The sequence below is a fragment of the Ectothiorhodospira lacustris genome (assembly GCF_022227845.1).
Classification (GTDB): domain Bacteria; phylum Pseudomonadota; class Gammaproteobacteria; order Ectothiorhodospirales; family Ectothiorhodospiraceae; genus Ectothiorhodospira; species Ectothiorhodospira lacustris.
This window is the reverse complement of the sequence record NZ_JAJNQN010000020.1, coordinates 1-22,614: the sequence shown is the minus strand read 5'-3', so window position 1 is coordinate 22,614 and position 22,614 is coordinate 1. Positions and strand designations below refer to the sequence as shown.

The 22,614-nt window shown below is 63.7% G+C and carries 18 protein-coding genes and 2 pseudogenes; 7 read left to right on the top strand and 13 right to left on the bottom strand.

Features of this window, described 5'->3' with window-relative positions; translation table 11 throughout:
• Positions 1-11: 11 nt before the first annotated feature.
• The 4 genes from LQ956_RS13305 to LQ956_RS13290 all read right to left on the bottom strand — a co-directional run bounded on the left by LQ956_RS13305 (position 12) and on the right by LQ956_RS13290 (position 3,391).
• On the bottom strand, positions 12-314 hold the full coding sequence (locus LQ956_RS13305; RefSeq protein ID WP_238622511.1) for a hypothetical protein: 303 nt from the start codon (positions 312-314) through the stop codon (positions 12-14).
• 776 nt (positions 315-1,090) lie between these two features.
• Complete coding sequence (locus LQ956_RS13300; protein WP_238622512.1) at positions 1,091-1,579, bottom strand: phage tail protein; 489 nt, start codon at positions 1,577-1,579, stop codon at positions 1,091-1,093.
• A 56-nt stretch (positions 1,580-1,635) separates the two neighbouring features.
• Complete coding sequence (locus LQ956_RS13295; RefSeq protein ID WP_238630167.1) at positions 1,636-2,868, bottom strand: phage tail sheath family protein; 1,233 nt, start codon at positions 2,866-2,868, stop codon at positions 1,636-1,638.
• A 61-nt stretch (positions 2,869-2,929) separates the two neighbouring features.
• Entirely contained in the window at positions 2,930-3,391 is a 462-nt protein-coding gene (locus LQ956_RS13290; protein ID WP_238630168.1) for a hypothetical protein, read from the bottom strand.
• 271 nt (positions 3,392-3,662) lie between these two features.
• On the opposite strand from LQ956_RS13290, the gene hcp reads away from it, so the two are divergent.
• Entirely contained in the window at positions 3,663-4,958 is a 1,296-nt protein-coding gene (hcp, locus tag LQ956_RS13285) for a hydroxylamine reductase (protein WP_238630169.1), read from the top strand.
• On the opposite strand, the gene LQ956_RS15135 is transcribed toward hcp, so the two are convergent.
• The 6 genes and pseudogenes from LQ956_RS15135 to zapE form a co-directional block, all read right to left on the bottom strand.
• Positions 4,955-6,532: an Hpt domain-containing protein gene (locus tag LQ956_RS15135; protein WP_430733477.1), complete on the bottom strand. Its 1,578-nt coding sequence runs from the start codon at positions 6,530-6,532 to the stop codon at positions 4,955-4,957. The two genes, hcp and LQ956_RS15135, sit on opposite strands and share 4 nt — an antisense overlap.
• Positions 6,533-6,553: 21 nt before the next feature.
• Positions 6,554-6,799: pseudogene (locus LQ956_RS15130) on the bottom strand (histidine kinase dimerization/phospho-acceptor domain-containing protein); the annotation flags it as partial.
• 42 nt (positions 6,800-6,841) lie between these two features.
• Positions 6,842-8,203, bottom strand: a pseudogene (locus tag LQ956_RS15125) (PAS domain S-box protein); the annotation flags it as partial.
• Positions 8,204-8,304: 101 nt separating this feature from the next.
• Positions 8,305-9,396 carry a response regulator gene (locus tag LQ956_RS13275; RefSeq protein WP_238630171.1) on the bottom strand — a complete coding sequence of 364 codons (1,092 nt, stop codon included), beginning with the start codon at positions 9,394-9,396 and terminating at the stop codon, positions 8,305-8,307.
• An 85-nt stretch (positions 9,397-9,481) separates the two neighbouring features.
• On the bottom strand, positions 9,482-10,633 hold the full coding sequence (locus tag LQ956_RS13270) for a nuclease-related domain-containing protein (RefSeq protein ID WP_238630172.1): 1,152 nt from the start codon (positions 10,631-10,633) through the stop codon (positions 9,482-9,484).
• Between the two features lie 160 nt (positions 10,634-10,793).
• Positions 10,794-11,888: a cell division protein ZapE gene (gene zapE / locus LQ956_RS13265; protein WP_238630173.1), complete on the bottom strand. Its 1,095-nt coding sequence runs from the start codon at positions 11,886-11,888 to the stop codon at positions 10,794-10,796.
• A 217-nt stretch (positions 11,889-12,105) separates the two neighbouring features.
• Between zapE and trpB the strand changes: the two genes are divergently transcribed.
• From trpB to LQ956_RS13250, 3 genes are all read left to right on the top strand, one after another.
• Positions 12,106-13,335: a tryptophan synthase subunit beta gene (gene trpB / locus LQ956_RS13260; RefSeq protein ID WP_238623192.1), complete on the top strand. Its 1,230-nt coding sequence runs from the start codon at positions 12,106-12,108 to the stop codon at positions 13,333-13,335.
• A 120-nt stretch (positions 13,336-13,455) separates the two neighbouring features.
• Complete coding sequence (locus LQ956_RS13255; protein WP_238623191.1) at positions 13,456-13,677, top strand: hypothetical protein; 222 nt, start codon at positions 13,456-13,458, stop codon at positions 13,675-13,677.
• A gap of 152 nt (positions 13,678-13,829) precedes the next feature.
• A complete protein-coding gene (locus LQ956_RS13250) occupies positions 13,830-14,249 on the top strand; it encodes a hypothetical protein (protein ID WP_238623190.1) in 420 nt (139 codons plus the stop codon).
• A gap of 342 nt (positions 14,250-14,591) precedes the next feature.
• Here the strand turns inward: LQ956_RS13250 and LQ956_RS13245 are convergent, their stop codons facing one another.
• On the bottom strand, positions 14,592-15,752 hold the full coding sequence (locus tag LQ956_RS13245) for a DUF5610 domain-containing protein (protein ID WP_238630174.1): 1,161 nt from the start codon (positions 15,750-15,752) through the stop codon (positions 14,592-14,594).
• Positions 15,753-16,151: 399 nt separating this feature from the next.
• Here LQ956_RS13245 and LQ956_RS13240 point away from each other — a divergent pair, with 399 nt between their 5' ends.
• Genes LQ956_RS13240 through LQ956_RS13230 form a run of 3 tightly spaced genes read left to right on the top strand, consistent with a single transcriptional unit; the run spans position 16,152 to position 19,697 of the window.
• Complete coding sequence (locus tag LQ956_RS13240) at positions 16,152-17,231, top strand: hypothetical protein (protein WP_238623188.1); 1,080 nt, start codon at positions 16,152-16,154, stop codon at positions 17,229-17,231.
• 22 nt (positions 17,232-17,253) lie between these two features.
• Positions 17,254-18,348: an AAA family ATPase gene (locus LQ956_RS13235; RefSeq protein WP_238623187.1), complete on the top strand. Its 1,095-nt coding sequence runs from the start codon at positions 17,254-17,256 to the stop codon at positions 18,346-18,348.
• On the top strand, positions 18,345-19,697 hold the full coding sequence (locus tag LQ956_RS13230; protein ID WP_238630175.1) for a vWA domain-containing protein: 1,353 nt from the start codon (positions 18,345-18,347) through the stop codon (positions 19,695-19,697). Before LQ956_RS13235 ends, LQ956_RS13230 begins: the two co-directional genes overlap by 4 nt.
• A 3-nt stretch (positions 19,698-19,700) precedes the next feature.
• Here the strand turns inward: LQ956_RS13230 and pdxH are convergent, their stop codons facing one another.
• Together pdxH and LQ956_RS13220 are read right to left on the bottom strand one after the other, a co-directional pair.
• On the bottom strand, positions 19,701-20,339 hold the full coding sequence (gene pdxH, locus LQ956_RS13225) for a pyridoxamine 5'-phosphate oxidase (protein WP_238630176.1): 639 nt from the start codon (positions 20,337-20,339) through the stop codon (positions 19,701-19,703).
• Complete coding sequence (locus LQ956_RS13220) at positions 20,336-21,823, bottom strand: phytoene desaturase family protein (RefSeq protein WP_238630177.1); 1,488 nt, start codon at positions 21,821-21,823, stop codon at positions 20,336-20,338. The genes pdxH and LQ956_RS13220 overlap by 4 nt, the downstream gene beginning before the upstream one ends.
• Positions 21,824-22,614: the final 791 nt, after the last annotated feature.

Genomic DNA, 22,614 nt, shown 5'->3' with positions numbered 1-22,614 from the left:
CCCGCATCGGTTCACCAGCCCATCTGTTCCCGGGCCAGTCGTTGCAGATGGGCAGCATCCTGCCCCGGTGCCGGCCCTGCCGTCTCCGGATCAGGTTCCGGTGGTAGTGACGGCCACCGATCCTCCCCGAGGGCGTCAGGGACCAGCTCGTGCTCCCGGACCGGTGCGGCGGTGAATGGTCTCCGGTCGGTGGTCTCGGGTTCCGTCCAGCCGGAGCGGTCATCTTCCGGGCTGGCCCCTGAGCGTTTCGAGAGGTCAACGAGATGGGCGGGGGCCGGCAATGGCCGCCCTTCAAGTGATAGCAAGCCTTCCATGCCTACACTCACGCCCCGTTGTCGCGGTTGCCTCTGGGGCAGGTGCAGGGCGGATTTAGAAAGGTTTGTGCCAGCGATGGCCGGTGGATTTGGGGGTATCCTGCTGCACGGGATGGACCTCGCTACGGGGTGTGCCCGCTCGCTTGACCTTTCGGGGCGAGGTATCGGGACTTGCTCCAGATGCCCGGGACCCATAGTCCCCGCCCGTGGGGCGATGAGGATTCTCTTTTCACCGGATCCAGGGAAGGGCTCGGTCTTCTCAGGGAAGGCTGTACGATGGTCAGGGAAGGCTGCACGATGGGGTCTTGAGGTCAGGTTCAATGCCTGGGCTTGAGATTCGGGCATACAGACGACGACCCCGGAAGACCCCGCGACTTCATCGGTGGGCCGGGTAACGGATGGTATTCGAGTTGCCGGCCGATCATGGGCCTGAAAACCCAGGGACGGGCCAGTGCGGTCCTGAGACGGGCGCCGGGCAATCGAGGGGCCGGCGGGCGTCCTCGCGGTGCGCTCCTGTCGGTCGGCCTCATGTCTCGTGATGAACGGCGTGGGTTGCATGGGCCGTGCGGGCCGCGTCTGTCCCAGGACCGAGCCGTGGATACTGGTACCCACCAGCCTGAGCCAGGCCTGGCGGCCCCGCTCCCGGGCCAGGCTCATGGCCAGCGGTCCCGGGGTTGAGGGACGCACCGTCCCGGCGTGGGGGCGGAAGCGCCTGAAGGAGGCCGACCAGCGCCGCCACCAGGCCTTGATGACCGCAAGCGGGCGTGCCGGTGTCATCACCCACCCCCTCCTGCGGCCACCACGCGCTCGAACTCTTCGAATACCAGCACCAGGCTCTCCACCGCCACCTGATTACCCAGCGCGTCCAGGGGGGTGCCGCGCCAGGAACGAGGCCAGGCGTTGCGAAGGTTCCATCGAGTCACTTCGGTGGCACCGTCATGACCGTACAGAATCACCGAGACATGGCGACGATCCACGTTGCCGGCAATGGAAGACTCCATCCATTCCCATAACTGGGTGGAAGAAGTCATTCCGTAGCGCAGGGTGAGGTCGGAATACTCCACCCGCCCGGGCAGACGGTGAACGATCTCATGGGCACCGGCCTGGCGGTAGCGGATGGCCTCCACGTCCACGCTGATGCTGCTGCATTCCACAAAGCGGGCTTCGGTCACGCCGTTGATATCGATGGCGAAATGAAACGAGGTGTAGGGATCGGTCCATTCGCCGGTGGCGCCCGCACCGGGGTTGTTCTGGTTTTTCGCCATGTCTGTCTCCCGAGTTTTTCAGTGCGACTGCAAGGGCCGTCATGGGCTGTGGGTGATCAGCCGCCGGCCGGAGCTTCCCGCTCCACGCCCCCAGACCCCTGTCCGATCTGGAAGATGACGAACTCGGCCGGCTTCACCGGGGCCAGGCCGATACGGGTGACGACCCGGCCGGCGTCAATCACTTCCTGGGGATTGGTAACGGCATCACACTGGACGAAAAAGGCCTCTTCAGGGGTGCCCCCCTGGAGGGCACCCTGGCGCCAGAGTAGGGTGAGGAAGGCGGAGACGTCCCGCACGATGGCCTTCCACAGGTATTCGTCATTCGGTTCGAACACCACCCAGCGGGTACTCAGCGCAATGGACTCCTTCACCATGTTGAACAGCCTGCGCACGTTGATATAGCGCCATTCGCCGGCGGCCGGGGCCAGGGTCCGTGCGCCCCAGACACGAATGCCCTCACCGGGAAAGAAACGGATACAGTTGACGCCCTGGGGATTGAGTTCCGCCTGTTCCTGCCGCGTGAGCCGGTAGCGCACGTCCAGGGCGCCCCGGATGCTCTCGTTGGCCGGGGCCTTGTGTACCCCGCGCCGGGCGTCACAACGGGCATAGATCCCCGCCAGATGACCGGAGGGGGGGGTGAACAGGGGATGGCCCGGACGGAAGGGATCGGCACAGACGATCCATGGGAAGTAGACGGCACCGTAGCCCTGGTCGGAATTCCGCGGTCGCAGCCCCTGTACCTGCTTGGGGTTTGCGGCAGGCTCCGCCTCTGCTTCCGGACTCCCGGCTTGGCGGCGTCGGCCCCCCTCGGTGGCTACCTGGATCAGCGCCTGCATGGAGGGGGCCTCGGGTGCACCGTCGAGGATGGCCACACGATTTTCCATCAGCTCGCAGTGGCTCAGGACGGCATCATAAGCGGATGCACCGGTCATGCCGGGGGCGGCCACGATGGCCACCTCGTCCACCGTCTCCAGGACATTCACACCCTGGTGGCTGCCGGTGAGCTGGTCCTCGCTCTGGCAATTGACCACGTAGCAGCGGCTGCCACCGTTGAGAAAAAACCCATAGACGGCCTGTGCCAGATGATTGCCGACGTGATCGCCTCCATTGGACACGAATTCCCGCAGAAACTGGGTCCAATTGCTGATGCCGACTGCCTCCTGGGGGTGCGCCGAGGGTAGTGGAGCGATGCCCACGAAGCCCGCCGTGCTGGTGCCCACCGCCTGAATGGGGCGGGCACCGGAGGGCACCTCTTCCACATACACCCCGGGTGCCAGATATTTACCCATTGCGCAGCTCCTGTGACGTTGGTGCCCAAGATGGACCGGCCGCAGGGGGCCGGATGGGGTGTCAGTTTCGCGTCTGTAGATGGACTTCCCGGACTCTGACGGGCGGTGCTGCCTGGAAGTCCTCATGACACGTGATGCAGGCTTCCAGCTGAAAGCCGGGGCGTGGCCTGGCCCCCTGGGCCAGCCACCAGACCGGAGCCGGGCTGGCGTCCGATACCGTGAAATCGGGTTCCAGTTCGGCCCATGCCAGGAGCTGGAGCAGGGCGTGGGCCGTCTGCCGATCGTCATCACCGCCCACGGAAACCAGGTAGCCGGCCCTGGCAACGGGGCGCACCATGCCCCGCCGCCGGGGCGAGGCCTGTGCCCGGCGGCGGGGTTCAGGCGCGATGCCCAGCAGGGTGGCGGCGACGGTCAGCGCCGGATCGATGGCATCCAGGCGGCTGCTCAGGCGGGCCGGCAGACCCTGCTGCTGCAGCTGAGCCACCCAGTGATCGAAGGTCTGATGAATGGCCGTCAGTTCCATATCCGTCTCCGGCAGGGGCAAGGCCAGCGCTGAGTACTACAGATGATGGCCGGAAAGTCGCCCGGCACGAGGGCCGGCCATAGCATGCTTATAGTCAACCCGCCTGAGACTTGCCAGGACGGCTTGCCGGGAGCGGAGCTGCGGCACGCTATCGGACGGTGCTGCAGGCTCGGCAACGTGGCTGTTTTCGCCTTGATGCGAGTCAAGGCCGGGCCGTCGGCCTGCTACCCATACTGCGACCACATTTTCAGATCCCTCCAGGAGCGCAGTCATGAATTGCAACCAGTGCGAACAGACCTTCCGCCAGACCGCCTGTGTCAGCTCGCCAGGCACCTGCGGCAAGGATGAGAACATGCATTCCCTGCAGGAGTTGCTGCTCTACGGCCTCAAGGGCATGGCCGCCTATGCCCACCATGCCCGCCGTCTGGGTCAGTCCGATCCGGAGGTGGCCGCCTTCATGGAGGAGGCCCTGTTCGCCACCATGACCAACGTCAATTTCGACATGGAGAGCCTGCTGGCGCTGTGCCTGCGCTGCGGACAGATGAACCTGAAGGTGATGGAGATGCTGGACCGGGGCCATGTGGAGACCTTCGGCCAGCCCGCCCCGGCCACCGTCAGACACGGTACGGTGGCCGGCCCCGGCATCCTGGTAACCGGCCATGACCTGCTGGATCTGTGGCACCTGCTCAAGCAGGTGGAAGGCACCGACATCATGGTTTACACCCACGGCGAGATGCTGCCGGCTCACATGTATCCCAAGCTTCATCGGCATCCGAACCTGGCCGGCAACTTCGGCGGTGCCTGGCAGGATCAGAAGCGGGAGTTTGCCCAGTTCCCCGGTGCCATCCTGGCCACTACCAACTGCGTGTTGATCCCGCCGGAAAGTTATCGGGATCGCCTGTTCACCACCCGGGCCACGGCGGTGCCTCAGGGGCAGTGCATCGAGGGTGATGATTTCTCGGCCGTGATCGAGGCCGCCCGGCGTTGCGCGCCTTGCCCCGCCGCCGTGACCGGTGAGTCGATGGTGGGTTTCCATCACAGCGTGCTGCTGGCCCACGCCGAGACCCTACTCGACGCGGTGAAGGCCGGTCAGATCCGGCGCTTCTTCGTCATCGGCGGTTGCGACGGGGCGGCCAAGGGCCGCAACTACTTCAGCGACTATGCCGAGGCCACGCCCCGGGATACCTTCATCCTCACCCTGGGCTGCGGCAAATACCGTATCCGCGACCATGACTACGGCGAACACCTGGGCTTCCCCCGTCTGCTGGACATGGGGCAGTGCAATGACGCCTACGGCGCCATCCGGGTGGCCACCGCCCTGGCCCAGGCCATGAACTGCGGGATCAACGAACTGCCGCTGACCCTGGTGATCAGCTGGTTCGAGCAGAAGGCGGTGGCGGTACTGCTGACCCTGCTGAGTCTGGGGGTGAAGGGGATCACGCTGGGGCCGAATCCGCCGGCCTTCATTACCCCCGACGTGTTTCAAGTGTTGCAGGAACGGTTTGACCTGCGTCTGACCGGGAGTGACCCCCGTGGAGATGCGGTCCGCGCCGTTGCCTGCGCCTAGCGGCGCAGGCGTCTGAGAAGCTCCAGGGCTGCGGGGTAGTCGAAGTGGTCGATATGCCGCTGCAGCGCCTGGGCTTCCGGGCCCAGGGTCCTGTGCAGCCAGTCCCGGTGTGCCTCGTAAACATCGACGATGTCGGTATCGTCACCGTCCAGCAGGACTTCCATCTGATCCAGCAGGCGCCGCCCATCCTCAGGCGCAATGGAAGGGATGTCATTGTCGACGGACTCGGGAGGGTGGGGGGCTTCACTTGCGGTCGGGAAGCCGGTCCTCAGGTTATCCAGGGTGTGTCGCAGTTGTTCACACAAGGTGTTCAGCATTTTCGTGTCCTGTGCATCGCGTCCCAGCCCTTCCAGCTCCCGGGCAATGACGGCAATGGTCTCGGCACCCAGATTGGCGGACGCCCCCTTGAGGGCGTGGGCGCGTCGGCTCAATGCCTCCCACTCGCCCTGGTCGGCCAGATCCCTGAACAGGGCGGGGTCTTCATCGTGATGCTGCAGAAAGCGGGGGATGAGTGCCCGATATTGTTCGTGGTAGCCGACGCCGGTGGGTAATCCTCGGGGCGCGGCATGCCCCCGATCCTGACCCGCTGCCTGCTCTGTTCCCGAACCGACGGTCTCTACGGTTTCTACGGTCTCTACCGTGCCCGGGTTCAGCCGACGTGCGATGGCCCGGTAGAGCAATTCCGGTTCCACGGGTTTGGGAATGAAGTCATTCATCCCCGCCGCCAGGGCGGCACGCCGGTCTTCCTCGAACACATTGGCGGTCATGGCCAGGATGGGGGTCCGGTCCCGGCCGGGCAGGGCGCGGATGTGTCGTGTGGCGGTCAGTCCATCCATGCCGGGCATGTGTACATCCATCAGGATCAGGTCATAGTCCGCCGTCGTTGCCATGTGCAAGGCCTCCCCCCCGTCCCGTGCGCTGTCCACCGACAGGCCGACCCGCTGCAGAAGCTCCGCGGCCACCTCCTGATTGATGGGGTTATCCTCCACCAGCAGCACTCGCTTGCCGGCATGTTGCTTGATACGCTCCGTGGCGGGGATGGCCTCGTTCCGCATGCCGTCAGCGACGGATCCGGGGGCGCGGCCTTGGTTGAGCCTGACGTCAAACCAGAACAGGCTGCCCTTGCCGGGTTCACTGCGGGCGCCGGCGCCGCCGCCCATGAGCTCCGCCAGTCGACGCGTGACCACCAGTCCCAGGCCGGTTCCACCATACTTGCGCGTGATGGAAGTATCCGCCTGTTCGAAGGGCTGGAACAGCAGGTCCAGGCGGCTTGCCTCGATTCCGATGCCGGTATCTTCCACCTCGAAGCGGATCCGCACCGTGTCTCCCCGGCCCGACAGTCGTCGGGCACGCAAGGTGATCGTCCCCTGTTCCGTAAACTTCACCGCGTTGCCCGCCAGATTGAGCAGGGCCTGGCGTAGCCGGGCCGGATCGCCCCGCAGCCAGACGGGGATCGTATCGGTGTCGGTGTCGGTGTCGGTCGTCAGGGTGAGACCCTTGGCGCGCGCCGTCTCGGAGATCACCGAGCGCACATGATCCAGGATTGCGGAGAGGTGGAAATCCTGCTGATCCAGGGTGAACTTGCCGGCCTCGATCTTGGAAATGTCCAGGATGTCGCTGATGATGGAGAGCAGGTGATGGGCGGCACTGTCCACCTTGTTCAGCCTTTCCCGTTGCGCGGGGGTGGCGTTCCCCGTACGCAGCAGGTGCACCAGGCCCACGATGGCATTAAGCGGAGTGCGGATTTCGTGGGTCATGTTGGCGAGAAAGGCGCTTTTGGCCTGATTGGCGGAGTCGGCTCGTCGGCGGGCATCTTCCAGCTGTGCCGTGCGGTCGGCCACCAGGGTTTCCAGCTGGTGTCTGTGACGATCGAGTTCCGCCGCGGTGCGTTTCTTTTCGGTGATGTCTTCCTTGACCGCGACGTAGTGGGTAATGTCGCCGTCCGGCTGTCGCAGCGGGGCGACATGGCCGAATTCGATGTATTCAGTGCCGTCCTTGCGCCGGTTGTAGAACTCACCCTTCCAGGGCTTTCCCTGCGTCAGTTTCTTCCACATGCGTTGGTAGTGCGTCGGCGGGGTGTTGCCGGACTGCAGGAAGCGCGGGTTCTGCCCCAGGACTTCATTGCGGCTATATCCCGTGATCTGCAGAAACGCCTCATTGACGTACAGTATCCGTGCCTGCAGATCGGTGATGACGATACTGTCGGGGCTTTGCTCGATGGCCAGGGAAAGTTGGCGCAGGTGGTTTTCGGACTGCTGACGCTGCACCCGGTGCCAGGTCTGTTCAGCGATCAGTCGCAGGGTTTCCGTATCGGTATCGGTGTAATCGGACGGTTTGTTACCCACCCCGGCCACCATGACCACGCGGCCCTGTTCGATCACCGGCACGGCCAGAACCCGTGTCAGGGGACAGTGACCTTGCGGTAGTCCCTTCCTGTCCGGCCGGCCGGCATAGTCATTGATGATCAGCGGCATTTTCCGGCGTGCGGCATCGGCCCATATGCCGGCCTGCGCCAGGGGATAATGGGGGGGGGTCTGACCCGCACGGCAGGCATCAGCCAGGGTCCGTTCTGACCAGGCGATCATTTCAACCTGGTCGCCGTCTTCATGCACGAAGTGGATGAAACCGACCCGGCTGTCGGTCAGGTCCTCTGCAATGGTCAGGGTATGTTGCAAAAAAGCGGTCTCCTCCAGGACCTCGGCGGCCTTGGGCAACTCGAGCAGGGCCTCCGCCCGCCGCGCCAGCAGGCGCAGGGTCCATGACTGGTGGTGACGTTCGGTGATGTCCTCTGACAGGATCATGATGCCGCCCACGTCGCCGTCGTCATGGAGCCATGGGCGTACCTCCCAGCGTAGCCATTGCACCATGCCGTCGGCATGCTCGAAGCGATCCTCTTCGGCATGGATGATCTCGCCGGCAAGGCCGCGCCGGTGGACGGCTTTCCAGGTCTCGCCGATCTCGGGAAAGACGTCGTAATGGCTGGCACCGGTTACTTCCCTTTCGCCGCGGCCATAGATGTCCCGCCAGCGGCGGCTGGTGGCCAGGTAGCGCATGTCCCGATCGAACATGGCCAGGGCCGCAGGGGCGTGCTCGATGAACTGCTGTAGCAGTTCTTCGCGTTCCCGCAGGCGCGCCTCCGAGGCCTGGAGCTGTTGCTGGTGCTGTTCGGCCACGGCCAGGCGCTCTGCTTTCTCCCGGCTGATGGCCTGCTCCAGTTGCAGCCGACGGCGCTGATTCAGGAGCATGGCCGTGGCCGTGGCGACAAGGAGGATCATCAGGACGACCATGATGGTCACGATGAGCCAGGAAAGCTCTCCGCCTGCATCCGGCAGCAGGGATTCATGGTTCATGCGGTTTCAGCGTCGGGATGGTGATGGGCGACGCGTGCGAATTCATCGTAGACAGCCATGAAGGCATCCGTCACGTCGGGATCAAAATGGCGTCCACGGGCATCGCCGATGAAGTGGCGGGCCTGACTCATGGGCAGGGCCGGTTTGTAGACCCGGGGCGAGGTCATGGCATCGAAGACGTCCGCCGCCGCCATGATCCGGGCCGAGACGGGAATGGCGTCCCCGGTCAGACCATCCGGATAACCGCTGCCGTCCCATTTTTCGTGGTGCCAGCGGGCGATCTCCTTGGCCAGGATGAGAAAAGGAACCGGGCGTTCCACATCGGCCTCCGCCCGCTCAATGGCATCAAAGCCGAGCCGGGCATGGGTCTTCATGATGCGCCATTCATCATCGGTCAGTGGCCCGGGCTTGAGCAGGATACTGTCCGGGATGCCTACCTTGCCGATGTCATGCAGGGGGGCCGACTTGGTCAGGAGTTCGATGTTGGCGGGTGTGAGGTGGGACACGAAACGGGGGTGGTCCCTGAGTTTTTCAGCCAGCAGTCTCACATAGACCTGGGTGCGCAGGATGTGGTTGCCGGTTTCGGGGTCACGGGTTTCTGCAAGGTGGGCCAGGGCGCGGATGCCGACCTGCTGGGCGATTTCGTGATCCACCATCCGGCGCGCGATCTCGGCTTCCAGAAAGGCATTCTTGTTCTGCAGAAAGTCACGGGCCTGCTTCACATCCAGCTGGGTGCGGACCCGAGCACGCAGCACGGCGGGTTTGATGGGTTTGGTGATGTAATCGTTGGCGCCGCATTCCAGGCCCCGTTCCTCGTCGACGGCATCGCTCAGGGCGGTGAGAAAAATCACCGGGATATCCCGGGTGTCGGGGTGGGTACGCAGGGTTTCCAGGACGGTGTAGCCATCGATCTCCGGCATCATGACATCCAGCAGGATGAGATCCGGAGGGGGGTTGGAGGCCGCTGCCTTGAGTGCATGGCGGCCCGAACCGGCCGCCCTGACCCGATAATCGGCACGCAGCAACTCTGTCAGCAGGGACAGGTTGACGGGTTCGTCATCGACGATCAGGACGGTGAGCTTGTCCACATTACCGGGCTCTGTGGCTACGTCTGAGCTTAGAGTATACCGGTGATCATCAGAATCGGTCCGCGCTATCGGCGTTTGGATTGCCTCAGGTCTGTTTTTGCTGGTCCGGTCCCGGGTCCTTGAACAGGGGCTCAATCGCGGATTTAAGCCATGAGAACGAGCGATTGCCGCCGCGCCCCCTGACCTTTCCGCCGAGTTTGCGTCCGGCCGGGGTCAACTCCAGTTGATCCTTTTGATTCCTTTTCAGCATGCCTTTGGATTCCATTTCGGCGAGGAATTCAGGCGTCTTCATCTTCAGTGCCGCGGCGATGCGGGAAGAGGGCTGACGATCGTCCTCCGCAGCGCGGGTGTCATTCGGTAGCGGCGTGTCGGCTGCCTCTTCTCCGGACGGCTGTGGGGTGGGTTCCGGCGGCGCCTCCTCATCCTGCACGGCGATGTCTTGGCCCCTCTCCATCTCGCCGTCTTCGATCTCTTCCGGAGATACCGGTTCCGGTTGATCCAGATCCAGGCGTTCTTCATAGTCCATCGGGGCAGGCTGGTGCCGGTCCATCAGATCGAAGCCGATCCGCTCCAGGGTGTTCAAGTCCACCCGGTTGGTGGCCCTGCGCACGAGTGCCTTCACGCCCTGGGTCAGTGGGGTCTTCATCCGCTGTTTGGCGTACCAGGGCAGGAAATCCCCCAGTTTGATGACGCGGGATGCATAGATGGCCGGATCATCCAGGACAATCCTGTCGTGATCGTCCACCACCAGGCAGGTCTCGATGGGATGCGCCAGGGGGATACCCATGCGTTTGGGCCACCACCCTGCGTCCAGGATCCGTCCCAGGATCTGCGCCTTTTCCTCCAGTTCCGGGAACGGCTGCCTGACGGCCGTCAGCCAGCGGCTATTGCCCTCGGGGCAGATGAGGCTTTCACCGGTCGCGGTGACTCGCAAGGATCCGCAGCCGATAAGAACGGAGTCCACCAAGGTGATCTGCAGGTTGCGGTTGATGAGCAGGTGATCGATCTCCACGACACGGCCTTCGTGCTCAAGGCGCAGGTCATGCAGGAGCACCACAGTCTCGTCGAGGGGATCCATCTGCATTTCCAGCAGTTCCGCGAACATGTGGATGGATTCGCGCAACTGCAGCCGCAGCAACTCCCGATGAATCTCGGCCGACTGCCCGGGATAGGACTCCATCAGTTCGTGGAGTGCTTCTGCATGATGGGAATGGTCGTCGGGGTGCTTGATCAGCATGGTGAAACGCCTTGGCCGCTGTGGATGAGTCCCGGCTGGACGGTCGATCGGTTATTCCATGGTCAGGGATTCACGCCCGGGACCGGCGGGAATCCCTGCGTTCAGTCCGGATAATACGGCGACATTAAATTATTGTCCCGCCGGGATCAAATGACACCCGTCAGGGTAGGTGGGGACTGGCCAGGTACGCCCGTGACTGCATCTCCAGCAGGCGGCTGACACAGCGCTGGTATTCGAACCGCAGTCGCTGTCCCTGGTAGATCTGCTCGGGACGGGCCTCGGCCGAGATGATCAGCTTGACCTTGCGGTCGTAGAATTCGTCCACCAGGGCCAGGAACCGCCGTGCCGCATTTTCCATGGCCGCATCCATGACCGGCAGCCCGGAGATCAGCACGGTATGGAATTCCCGGGCGATTTCCACATAATCCAGCTGGCTGCGGGGGCCGTCGCAGATATCCTTGAAGTGGAACCAGACCACCCCGTCGGCCAGTCTTTGCACCGGGATCTGTCGTCCTTCCACCGCCAGAGCACCGCCTTGGGTACCGGGCTCCGGCGCCAGGGACTGAAAGGCCTCGTTGAGACGGACCCCGGCTTCGTCATCCAGCGGGGCATGGTAGATTTCCGCCTGTTCCAGGGCGCGCAGCCGATAGTCCACAGCCCCATCCAGATGTACCACCTCCAGATGACGTTGCAGGATGTCGATGGCGGGCAGGAACAGTTCCCGCTGCAGGCCGTCCTTGTACAGCGCCCGGGGCGGGATGTTGGAGGTGGTGATCAGGGTCACCCCGTTTTCCATCAGGCCCGCCAGCAGGCGGTGCAGGAGCACGGCATCGGTGATGTCGGAGACGAAGAACTCGTCCAGGCACAGCACCCGCGCCGTGGCCAGCCGGTGGCTGACGATGCGGATGGGGTCGGGCTGGTCCTTGAGGGTCTTGAGTTCGGCATGGACCCTCTGCATGAAGCGGTGAAAATGCAGCCGCAGCTTGTCTTCCAGGGGCAGTGCCTCGAAGAACCGGTCCACCAGAAAGGTCTTGCCGCGACCCACGTCGCCCCAGAGGTAGAGGCCGCGGACGGGTTCGGCAGGTGTTGGTGCGCGGCGGAGCCAGCGGGTGAAGGCATGGCTGCGGGCGGGGCGGGGCGGGGCGGCGAGCAGGTCATCACGGATACGCTGCAGGTGCTGCCAGGCCTGTTCCTGGGCCGCGTCCAGGACCTTGTCCTGAACGTCATCTTCGAGCAATGGGCGATGTTGCGGCATGGCGCAGGCTCATTCAGACGGTCATGTAGCGGCGCAGCATAGCATGTTTTGAATTTGCCATAAGTAAATGCCTGTTTATTAGCAAGGTAATGGGGCTAAAACCCGGTATTGCCGCGGGCACTGTTCAGGTTGGGGCAGGGCGGTTAGCATTACGGGTTATTGACAGCCTGATCGATGTTTGAGTCCACCGCTGATTTTGAAACGAGAGTCGAGATCCATGAACAAAGCCCCGGCAACCGACCTGAAAGTCCTGCTTGAACAGTCCACCCCCGATGTCAATGGCTGTTTTGGTCCTTACGGTGGCCAAGCGGTGCCTCCTCATCTCAAGGCCATCATGGATGACATCTGTCAGGCCTTCCTGGATATTCGTCAGACCGAGGCCTATCAGAACGAGTTGGCGGAGCTCTACACCTACTATGTCGGTCGCCCCAGCCCCATCTACCATGCCAAGCGTCTGAGCGCCCATTGCGGTGGCCAGGCCGAGATCTACCTCAAGCGCGAAGATCTCAACCACACTGGTGCCCACAAGATCAACCATGCCCTGGGAGAGGCCCTGCTGGCCAAACACATGGGCAAGACCAAGGTCCTCGCCGAGACCGGTGCCGGCCAGCACGGCGTGGCCATGGCCACCGCCTGTGCCCTGGTAGGGCTGCCCTGCGAGATCCACATGGGGGCCGTGGACATCGAGAAGGAACATCCCAACGTCACCAAGATGAAGATCCTGGGTGCCAAGCTGGTCAGCGTCGAGACCGGCACCCGCACCCTCAAGGATGCCGTGGACAGCGCCTTCGAGGAATACATGAAGGACCCGGAGAACTTCTTCTACGCCATCGGTTCCGTGGTGGGTCCGCATCCCTTCCCCATGATGGTGCGGGACTTCCAGTCCATCATCGGCCGCGAGGCCCGGGAACAGTTCCTGACACTCAAAGGCAAGCTGCCGGACTATGTGGTGGCCTGCGTGGGCGGGGGTTCCAACGCCATGGGTCTGTTCTCCGGTTTCATGAAAGATCTGGCCGTGCGTCTGGTGGGCGTGGAGCCGTGTGGACGCGGTCTGGGACTGGGCGACCATGCCGCCACCCTGACCTACGGCACACCGGGCACCATGCATGGCTTCCACTCCTACATGCTGCAGGATGAGGCCGGTGAGCCGCAGCCGGTGTATTCCATTGCCTCCGGCCTGGATTACCCCTCCGTCGGTCCCGAGCACAGCTATCTCAAGGATATCGGCCGCGCCGAGTACCATGCCCAGGACGACGACGCCTGTCTGGATGCTTTCATGAGCTTGTCCCGTCTGGAAGGGATCATTCCCGCTCTGGAATCCGCCCATGCGGTGGCCTGGGTGATGAAGGCCGCCCGGGAAGCCGAGCCCGGCACCCGCTTCCTCATCAATCTGTCCGGCCGCGGTGACAAGGACGCAGACTTTGTTGCGGAGCGCCTGGGCCTCTGACCGGAGGGGTCGCTCCTGTGCAGGGGCAATTTCCTGTACAGGAGCGGCTGCTTGACCCTGAAAAAGCCACGCAGTAGCCTGCTCTCCTGACCGCTTTGTCCATCAGGACGATCCCGAGCCATGACGGAATCCCCGAAGGTTGACCCATCACACCAGGACCTGCCGGAATCCCTACCGGGCAAGGCCTATCGCCTCTGTACCGAAGGCGACAGACGCTGGTGCCTGCTGCGACGCCTGATCAACCTGCTGTATTTTTGGAAGATCGACTACTGCGCCGGCCGTCACTACGAGGACCTGCACCGCCGGCCGCTGCCGGGCCAGGACAGGGACGGCGGTCACTGACGGTACACTTCAGTGCCGCGATGGGGTGACCGAAGCCTCATCCAATCCAGTATCGGGTTAGATAAAACGATTACTGATGCCCCCCGGACCGGAAATGCCACTTTCCCCGGTGTCCGCGGTCCAATCTCATCATTTGCTGATGAGGAAGGGCCATGAAATCCATCATCGCCGAACACCCCAAGGCAGCCCTCCATGGGCGCATGGTGCTGCCTTGGGGCGGAGCCCTGCTGGCCGTGCTGCTGGTGCTGGCATTGCGTGATCCGGCTGCGTCGCAGGCCGTCGAAGCCGACACGGCCGCCCTGCTGAGCGGATTTGCCGGCCTCAAAACGGCGCTGACCCTGGGCGCGCTGACACTCGTGAGCTGGCGTCTTTTGAGACCCGTGGACCGCCGCTACCTACTGGGTTACACCCTGGCGGTGACGGCCATGGCCGGGGCCACGGCCATGGTCTGGCAGTTGTCGCATCTGGGGGCGGCGTCGCTGTTCTTCCATGGCGGACTGTTCACCCTGCTGTTCATGGGGTGGCGGGACGTGGATCCGCTGTCCGGCCTGGGGCGCAGCCGGCGGCCATGAAGTCCCCGGCGGCCTCTGGCGTCACTCCCAAGTTGCCGCCTTCACTCCCGATCCCCCTTCCCCTCACTCCCGCTTCCCTTCCCGTCACTCCCGCTTCCCTTCCCGTCACTCCCGCGAAGGCGGGAGCCCAGGCCTCGGCCTCAATATGCGCCCGTGCCGAGATCGGTCACTCCCGCGAAAGCGGGAGCCCAGGGGTTTTTGCACACACTGGATTCCCGCCTACGCGGGAATGACATACTATTAACCCGGCAATCAAAAGTCTTTGACTTAAAATCTCAAGCTATTGATTTCAATCGTTTAAAGTTGAAAATGATCATGCTTGTTTAATTGCCGGTTTGGTAATCAAACGTCTCCATCAACTTCCTGCCGGGGTAGGGCGCCCAGCAGACGCTCCAGATTCTCTCTGAAACGGGCCTGCTGCGACTCACCGGCCTCAAGGAACCGCACATCCTGCTGCACCAGCGCGGACATGATCCGCCCCGCCTCTTCCTGCGGACGATCCAGGAACGCCAGCACGGAACGGTTGAACTGCTCCTGCATCTCCCGCATGAGCTGTCCAAGACGCAGGCCGGGCCGGGCACGCTCGCCTTCCTCGATCTGCTGGGTCTGCTGATATCGCGCCGTGGCGGAATACTGCTCCACCCGGGTCATGCTCAGATCCATGGAAGCCAATTGGCTGCTGTCAAAGCGCAGATCAGGGACCATCTCGAAGGCTTTTTGCACATCTCCGTTGAAGAACTCATTGGCCAGGCCACTCACGTCCCGCACCAGGTTCTCGATGGCCTCCAGCTCCTGGGCATTGAGATCACCTTGAACCGAGAACCGGTAGCCGCTCTGCTTGGCTCGGCTCACATCCAGCCACTGCATGGACTGGTCACCGTCGCGGCTCATCCCGCCGCGTGCCTGGATGTCCGTGGCACTCTGGAACTGGACGGTCACCTTGTCGCCTTCGCGGGTGGTCAGGGTTAGTTCCAGGCTCTCGGCGCGGCTGTAACGCTGCATCACCGACAGATTGGTCAGGGACGACAGGGACTGTCCCTGACCATTGGGTGCCAGGGCCGTCAGACCTTCTAAGGTGAGCCGCTCCGTCTCATCCACCTGTTCGGCGATACGGCCATTGAGCAGGTTGAGGCCTTCCAGGATCTCGCGAGCTTCCTTGAAACCCCGTTCCACACCTTTCATGGCGCTGTCGTACATGGACTGCAGCTGTTCTTCGGAAGCCCCGCGGGCGCGGGCATTGGCCAGGCCCATTTCCACGAACTGGGTGATCCGGTCCGAGACCTTTTCCGGGGTGTAATCCTCTGCCTTTAGCTGCTTGAAACCGGCGGCGTTCAGACCGGGCGTATGCTTGGCCAGGGCCTCCAGGATGCGGTTCTGGAGGTTCGAGAGCGCGCGAGTGCTGTCGTTGTCGGTACGGCCACCAGCTTGGGACATCCCCTGGTTTCTGGTCTTGAAGTCGGGGGTGCTGGGAAGGACCGTGACGGGTGTGTTGATCTTGACCACGGTGAACTCCGGGAATGATGGGTATGCTGCTTGTATCGGCAGTCTCTTGAATGACTTTAGGCTTTTGAATGAGATTGGAGATATTCTGAATAAGCCATTCCCGTGCAAGCGGGAATCCATTGACGTGCAGGACCCCCTGGGCTCCCGCTTTCGCGGGAGTGACGGCAAGGGCGATCGGGAGTGACGGCAAGGAGGGGGGGGCTTCAAGGGGTATTCTGAATACGTCATTCCCGCGCAAGCGGGAATCCATTGACGTGCAGGATCCCCTGGGCTCCCGCTTTCGCGGGAGTGACGGCAAGGGCGATCGGGAGTGACGGCAAGGGCGACCGGGAGTGACGGTGCAGGCTGGGGCCTTCTCATCTCGTCCTTCGGCAAATTCATGGGGAAACATTTCATATTATGGCAGTCAGAAAAGCCATGCCCCTCGGCGCCACGGTGCGCTGGATGATGGGCGTCAATCCACCACCGGAGCAAAACCCGGAAAAGACCCCAGGAGGGACGGTGATCCCGCTGACCCATCACGAAATCCTCAAACTGGTGGCGCCCTTTTCACGGGACGGCCGCCGGGTGGACCTGGCGGCCACGGACCGGCAGGCACGAACCCTGGTCTTTCAGCCCGTCGAGCATGAGTCCGTGGGTCTGGCCGGCCTGACCCTGACGGAAACCCTCACCCTGGAAAACCCGAAGGCCGACCAGTTCCGCCTGGTCCGTACCCTGGCCCATCCCTCGGGACTCAAGGCCAGGCTTGAGGTGGAAGGACCTACGGTGGAAGGGGTCTACCGGCAACTCACCAAGGTGGCGCCGGCGCAGCAGTTCATGCGGGTGGACGGGGTACTGGCGGCTCTGGACTATCGCGTCCGCCGGGTGGTTCGGCGTCGGCTGCAGGGCGGTGAGATCTGGCCCATGCGGTTTGCGGGCGGCGAGGCCGTGGTGGCCGGTCGCCGCCTGTGTCTGGACGCCCGCCAGGTGGAAGGTCTGCCGGCCAAGCTGGTGCTGGAAAAGCCGTCTGCAGGGGAGGTGGCTTTGCCCGCCGACCTGTTGGCCGTGCGCGGCCGCGCCTGGCGGGCCTTGCAGGCGACGGACAGCGGATGGAAGTCCACGATCAAACTGGCCCATCGAGAGCCGGAGCGTTCTGAGGATGCCGAAAGCAAGTTTGCCCGGACCATTTCCCATCTGGTGGCGGTCTTCTCCCACCCCCCTGAGGACTTTCATGCTCACTTCCTGCGTCGGCGCTGGCAGGTGGTCTTTCGCCGCAGCCTCCCGGTCCAGGGGGTATTGGGCATCCTGGCTCTGGTACCGGTGCTTTACCTGCTGGGCCTGGGTCGCGAAGAGCCCTTGCCTCTGTGGACCACCGGCATCCCGCCGGTTCTGTTGCTGGCGGTCTTCTGGAGCTGGTCGCGGGAAGTTCCAGTGCTGGAGATCCCACCTCTGCCCAAACCCCTGGATCTGTCGGCCTGGGTCCGTGACACCGATTCTTGAACCAAGAGGATGGATTTAAAGCATGCAAGGCAACCCCATGAACATCCCCGCAGTATCCATTGCCGCCGCCAAGCAGGCCCTGATCGAGCAATATGCCGATCCGGTGCTACGGCGCCGGGCCTCCATGCTGTGGGGGACCCGGGGGGTGGGGAAATCCTCCATCGTCGCTCAGCTGGCGAGGCACTACGACGTTCCCTTGGTGGACCTGCGTCTGACCACCATCGAACCGGTGGACATTCGCGGCGCCATCTACGCCGATGAACAGCAGTCCCGCACCGTTTGGTTCCCACCGGAATTCCTGCCCGAGGCCGACACCCCGGAAGGAATCCTGTTCCTGGACGAACTGACTGCCGCGGACCAGCGCCTGCAGATCTCCGCTTATTCCCTGATCCTGGACCGCCGCGTCGGCCACTACCACCTTCCCGAAGGCTGGATGGTGGTGGCGGCCGGCAATGCCCGTTTCCACGGCGCCGTGAGCCACGACATGGGCACGGCCCTGGCGGACCGCATGTTCCATTTCAACGTGCAGACGGTGATCGACGCCTTTCTGGAACATGCCCTGGCGCGGGGATTCGCCCCCGAGGTCATGGCCTACCTCAAGGTGCGTGCCGACAAATTGGACGACACCCAGACCCAGCTGGCCAACGACTACCTGATCGGCGCCAGCCCTCGGGGCTGGGAGGATATCTCCAACGTGCTCAAGTCGGGCATGTCCGACAGTGCCAAGCGCCTGTTCGTTCAGGGGCGCATCGGCGCCGCCAACGCGGCGGAATTCTTCGGTGTGTTGCGGGAGATCCAGGCCGGGGTGGACGTCACCCGTCTGCTCGAAGCCGCCCCCGGCAAGGAGACGGCGGCCCTGCTGCCCCGCACCCTGGACGGCCTGTACGGCATGATCTATGGCCTTTTGGCGGCGGTGACCGGGGAGCACGGCATGGCCCGGGCCCTGGAGATCGTGGAGCAGTATCCGGACATCCGCGGCGACGTGCCCCTGCCCATCCGCGAAGCCCAGACCCTCACCATGGAACTGCTCATGCACCGGGCCCTGTCCCTGGGGCTGGAGAATGCCGTGCTGGGCAGTCCGGTCTACGGGCGCTACATGGAACAGCGTGGGGAATGAACACCCCCACCTTCACCACCGGCCCCACCCACCGGGGCACCCGCGCCATCCAGACCCTGGTGGAATTCGCCCCGTCCACGGGCGGCCTGGCCCTGTGGGTGCAGCACCGTGACCTGCCGGACGGGCGGGAGGCCCTGACCGTCGCCAACGACGGCCACACCATCTTCTACGGCCCCGCCTTCGAACGACTGCCTCATCCCCAGCAGGTGGGCCTAGTGGCCCACCAAGTGCTGCACGTGGCCCTGCGCCACCCCCAGCGTATGCAGGCCATCGCCCGTCTGAGGGGCAGCGTGGATCCGGCCCTCTTCAACATCTGCGCCGACGCCATCGTCAACAGCAGCCTCGGGCACCTCACCTGGATGGCCCTGCCCAAGGGCTCCGTCACCCTGTCCAGCCTGCTGGACGATGTGCTGCAGATCCAGCAGAGCGAGGAAAAATCCTTGCTGGAATGGGACGTGGAACGCCTCTATCGCCAGATCGACGACCGCCGGCCCAGTAGTGATTCGTCTTCCCGGCAATCCAGTCAGTCATCCCGGGAGGGTGACGGCGGCTCGGGCCCTGCCCGGGAAGGGCAGGGCGGTCAGGCCCAGGCCATGGAAGACGGCCCCCGGGCGGCCCGTGCCCGTCAGCTGGGGGCGGATATTCTGAGGGACCTGCTGCCCTCCGATGAGGATGCCCTCAAACCGGAAACTGTGGCAGAGCAGAGCCGGGAATGGGCGCAGCGCATCACCCGAGCCCACGCCGGGGACGGGGACTTTTCCATGCTGCGGGGCCTCATCGCCGATCTGCCCCGGGTGAAGGTGCCCTGGGAACAGGTGCTGCGTACCCGGGTCAGCCGGGGACTGGCCCGCCGACCGGAAGTGTCCTGGTCCCGGCCCTCCCGGTCCTACCTGGCCAATCGGGGGCGGGCACCGGGAGGGCGACGCATGCCCTGGGAACCGGGCATGGTCACCGCCGCCTCGGTGCCACGGCTGGTGCTGGTGGTGGACGTGTCCGGCTCCATCGACGAGGCCTTGCTGGGCCGTTTCGCCACCGAGATCGAGGCCATCACCCGGCGCACGGAATCCCGCCTGGTGGTAGTCATCGGCGATACCCGGGTGCGGGCGGTGGAAGAGCTGGAGCCGGGGGTATCCAACCTGCGGGACATCGTCTTCGAAGGGGGCGGGGGCACGGACTTCACCCCCTTGCTGCAGGCTGCGGACCGCTATCGACCGGACATGGGCGTGGTGCTCACGGACCTGCAGGGGCCGGCCGAGTTTCGGCCCGGCTGGCCCGTGTTGTGGGTGGTCTCGGCGGCCTTTCAGGACGCCGAGCCTCCCTTCGGCACCCGGCTGGTGCTGACCGACTGAGGCTTACGGCATCAGCCGGGTCAGCCCCCAGCCCGCCTCATCCCGGTGGTAGCGGAACCGGTCATGGAGCCGGTTATCCCGGCCCTGCCAGAACTCGAAGGCCTCCGGCACCAGCCGGAAACCGATCCAGCTCTCCGGTCTGGGCACGTCCCCGTCCGGATGGCGTTCCTGCACCGCCTTGAGCCGGGCCTCCAGTTCATCCCGGCCGGTGATGGGGGCGCTCTGGTGCGAGGCCGCCGCCGCCAGCCGGCTACCCAGCGGACGGCTATGGAAATAGTCCTCCGCCTCCGCCACGGGCAACCGCTCCACGATTCCCTCCACCCGGATCTGCCGTTCCAGCGGCGCCCAGTAGAACAGCAGACAGCCGCGGGGATTATGGGCCAGCTCCCGCCCCTTCTGGCTGCGGGTATCGGAGTACCAGCACAGCCCCCGGGTATCCAGATGCTTGAGCAGGACCATGCGTTGCGAAGGCTGGCCGTGGTCATTCACCGTGGCCAGGGCCATGGCGGTGGCATCGGGCTGGTTCTCCGCATCCGCCAGCCAGCGGCCCAGTTGCGCGAACGGATCGGCGGCCAGGTCCGCCCGGCGCAGGCTGCCCCGGCTGTAGTCACGACGGGTCTGTCGGTGGTCGATCTCGGTCATGACTGGCTCCGGCAACGGCCCAGGATCTCGCCGGCGGCGATGGTCCCGGACAGAATGGTGGGGGGCACCCCCGGTCCCGGCACGGTGAGCTGGCCGGCAAAGTACAGATTGTCCAGCTTGCGGCTCTGCATGCGGGGCTTGAGGAAGGCGGTCTGCATCAGGGTATTGGCCAGGCCGTAGGCGTTCCCCTTGAAGGCATGATAATCCTCGGTGAAGTCATTGTGGGCATAACTGCGGCAATACACCACATGCTCGCGGATGGACTGGCCGGTGATAGCCTCTATACGGTCCATGACGAGGGTGTAGTACCGATCGCGCACGGCCGGGGTATCCTCCAGCCCCGGGGCCACCGGGATCAGGACCATGAGGTTTTCCTGGCCTTCCGGTGCCACGGAAGGGTCGGTCTGGGAAGTGACATTGATGTACAGGGAGGGTTCCGTGGGCCACTGAGGATCTTCATAGATTTGCGCCGCATGGGCCTCAAAATCCGCATCGAACAGCAAGGTGTGGTGCAACAGTCCCTCCAGCTTCCTGTTCACCCCCATGTAGAAGATCAGGGAGGAGGGGGACATGACTCGCTTATCCCAGTAGGCCTGGTCGTAGGTGCGGGCCTCCCGGGGCAGCAGGACCTGTTCCATGTGGTGATAGTCGCCGGAGGCGATGACGAAATCCGCCTCGAACCGCCCCTGGTTCGTCTCCACCGCCACCGCCTTGCCGTCCCGGGTGTCGATGCGGGTGGCCTCGGTACTGAAGTGGAACGTCACCCCCTGTTCCTCCGCCAGCCGGTGCATGGCCCGGGCCAGCTGGTGCATGCCCCCCATGGGATACCAGGTGCCCAGCTTGATATCACCGTAGTTCATCATGCTGTACAGGGCCGGGGTGGTGCGGCCCGTCCCCCCCAGGAACAGGATGGGGAACTCCAGCATGCGCTGGATGCGGGGGCTCTTGAAGTAGCGGCTGATGTGGCTGCGGAAGGAGCGCAGCAGGTGCATGGAAAACAGATACTTGAGCAGCCGCAGCTGGGCGAACTCCATGATGGACAGACAGGGCTTGTTGGCGAACTCGCCGATGCCCACGGTGTACTTCACCTCGGCCTCCTTCATGAAGGCCCGCAGCTGCGCCCCGGCGCCGGGTTCGATGCCCTCGAACAGGGCTTCTGCTTCTTCCATGCTGGCGGGGATCTCCACGTAATCCTCCTTGCCGAAATAGATCCGATAGGACGGGTCCAGCCGTTTGAGCTCGAAATAGTCCGATACCCGACGGTCGAAGCGGGCGAAGAAGTCATCGATCACATCGGGCATCCAGTACCAGCTGGGTCCCATGTCGAAGGTGAACCCTTGCGCCGAGAACTGCCGCCCCCGTCCGCCGGGGATGTCGTGGCGTTCGATCACGGTCACGTCCATCCCTTCCCGGGCCAGGGTGGCCGCCGCCGCCATGCCGGAAAAGCCGGCACCGATGATGGTGATCTTCTTCTTGTTCGTCATGGGGTTATCCGAATCTCTGGTCGATGCGAAGAAAGGCCACACGATACAAGAAAACGGGGGAGTGGGGCGCCCAAAAAACGCAAAATCGGGAAACGGCCGGCATCCCTGCCGAACCGGACGGCAAGTTGGAGCTGAAACAGGAAATGGGTCACAAATCACACGATGGGCGCAGATACCGCTTACGCATTACAGTTGCCTCGGCATCGCGCCCAAGCAGATCAACGTTACCGGTGTGCAGGTCGGTGATCGACACACCGCCTGACGGTGGGGGGCCCCTGGCGATCAGCACGGAAAACCTGACCTGAAACATGAAGTGCGTCACAAAATGAGATAATCTCGACTCTAGGACCATGCATTGGAAAGGTCATGGAGTACAGGGAACCCGTGCGGCCCGAATGGGGTAGGGCCGCTGCATCGCACCACACACAATCTCCGGCCGGATTCCTCATCCGACACGCGGGGGTGTGGGCATTCCACCAGCCTCATGCCGCTCCCATAAAGCAGAGCGGCGATCATCTATGCAACGCCCCCAAGTTCGCCAAGCATGCGCCGCACCTCCTCTTCGCGCTTGACCGAAACTCGCCAGTATTGCCCTTCGAAAGTCACGTTCCATTCCGTGTAAGGTGGCTTATGCGGAGTCTGTATAGCACTGGCCGTCTGGGAGCATGGAATCAGCCTGATCTGGTGTCAGGGTACTGGTTCGGATTTGATTTCATTTTGAATCAGTTATTTACCGAAGCGGTGCCAGAAAATGCGTGCTTTGTTCCTGGGGGGAGGGGATGTGCTATACG